A 1,724-nucleotide genomic window follows, 5' to 3' on the forward strand; every position below is an offset into this window, starting at 1 on the left:
CCGGGTCACGTGGCCGGGGAAGGTCTGCACGATGTCGCCCATCGAGATCAGGCTGATCAACTCGTCCGGGCCTCGCACCAGATGGGGACGCTCGATGGCACGGCCGCGCGGAGTGTGGAAGGGCAGGTAGCTGTCCTCCCAGTAGCCCGGAACACCGGTGGTGGTGGCGTGCGCGAAATCCGCGAACGCCTCCAGCGGCGCGGTGTCGCGCCCGGCGAGCTCGTGGTGGTCGGCCACGGCCAGCACCCGACGGTCTGTGAGCAGTGCCGGACCGACGGTCAGATCCGCTTCCTCCACCGGAAGCCAGGCGACGAAGACGTCCATGTCGCCGTCGCGCAGCGCGCCGAACGGGTCGGCGTACGGCGCCGGTCTGATCTGCAGCTCCCACCGGGGATGGCGCCTGCGGAACGCACGCCAGTAGTGGTGCAGGTCGACGATGTTGAACGGCATCATGCCGACCCGCAGCCGCCCGGTCACGCCCCGCCCGGCCATCCTGGCCCGCTCCAGCGACTCGTGCAGACCCGTGTACACCGGCAGCAGATCGTCGCGCAGTTGCCGGCCGACGTCGGTCAGCCGGACCGTACGACTGGTGCGCTCGAACAGCACGGCACCGATCCGGCGCTCCTGCTTCTTGAGGGCCTGGCTGACTCGTGCCTGGGATACGCGCAGACGCTCGGCGGCCCGGCCGAAGTGCAACTCCTCGGCGAGCACCAGGAAGATCTCGATGTCCCGGAATTCCACTCCACCCCCCGTGTCCTCGACCGATAACCCCACGGTTGTCGATCAGCGCGGAAGTTTACGTTGATCGGATGACGGTGCGCCGCAAGGCTGGACGACATGGAACCACGCATGAGGAACCCCGCGTTCGTCCTGCCCGACGCGATGAAGGGCATCGGCAGCATCATCAAGGCCGTCGGCCAGGGCGGAATCACGCACGAGCTGCAGGAGATCGTCGCGCTCCGCGCCAGCCAGCTCAACGGCTGCAGCGCCTGCGTCCACGCCCACGTGCAGAACCTGCGCAAGGCGGGCGAGAGCGAGGATCGGATCGCCGCGGTCGCCGCCTGGCGGGAGGCCCCGTTCTACACCGACGCCGAACGCGCCGCACTCGAACTCGCCGAACGGGCCACCAGACTGGCCGACCGTTCCAAGGACGCGGTGCCCGACGAACTGTGGGACCGCCTGCGCGGCCACTACGACGAGGAGCAGCTCTCCGCGCTGATCCTGCTGATCGGCGTCACCAACTTCTTCAACCGCCTCAACTCCGTGGTCCGCGAGCCAGCCGGCACCTCCTGGGGCTGATCCACCCACCCTCACCACGAACCGGCACAAGGCCACGCCCAACCACTGCCCGAAAACGCGGGACCAATGCCGGACGGCCGGCCGCCGGTGCGGCCCACCGGCCGAATCCGGCACGCCGGTCTCATGCGTCGGGCCAGAGCCAACAGATTGAACCCCCCTGCCGACATCGGCAGGGCCGGGCCGCTCTGCTATCGGAGGGCCGAGAACATCCAGCAGACCCCGCGGCGCCTCCTCGCCACCAGGGCCGCCCTGCGGCAGGACGTCGGCGGCGGCCGCCGGGTGGCCGCCGTTGCCGTTGCCGACAACCTCGGCCTCCGGCAGGACCGGACAGCACCACGCTCGCGACCGGTCTCCGTCTCACCGGCGAACACACCCGCCGGGGCGGCTTCCGGGCCGTGCCCGATGCCCGGCCGGGCACACGACCA

The 1,724-nt window shown here is 70.2% G+C and carries 2 protein-coding genes; one reads left to right on the forward strand and one right to left on the reverse strand.

Translation table 11 applies throughout. The features are described 5' to 3' along the window. Window positions 1-774 (reverse strand): LysR family transcriptional regulator (locus ABZ641_RS36080; RefSeq protein ID WP_359988690.1); only part of this gene is annotated, 774 nt, incomplete at its 3' end. 75 nt (window positions 775-849) lie between these two features. On the opposite strand from ABZ641_RS36080, the gene ABZ641_RS36085 reads away from it, so the two are divergent. After that, window positions 850-1,299 carry a carboxymuconolactone decarboxylase family protein gene (locus ABZ641_RS36085; RefSeq protein ID WP_359988692.1) on the forward strand — a complete coding sequence of 150 codons (450 nt, stop codon included), beginning with the start codon at window positions 850-852 and terminating at the stop codon, window positions 1,297-1,299. The last annotated feature ends 425 nt before the right edge of the window (window positions 1,300-1,724 follow it).

The organism is Kitasatospora sp. NPDC007106 (genome assembly GCF_040634455.1).
Taxonomy (GTDB): Bacteria; Actinomycetota; Actinomycetes; order Streptomycetales; family Streptomycetaceae; genus Kitasatospora; species Kitasatospora arboriphila.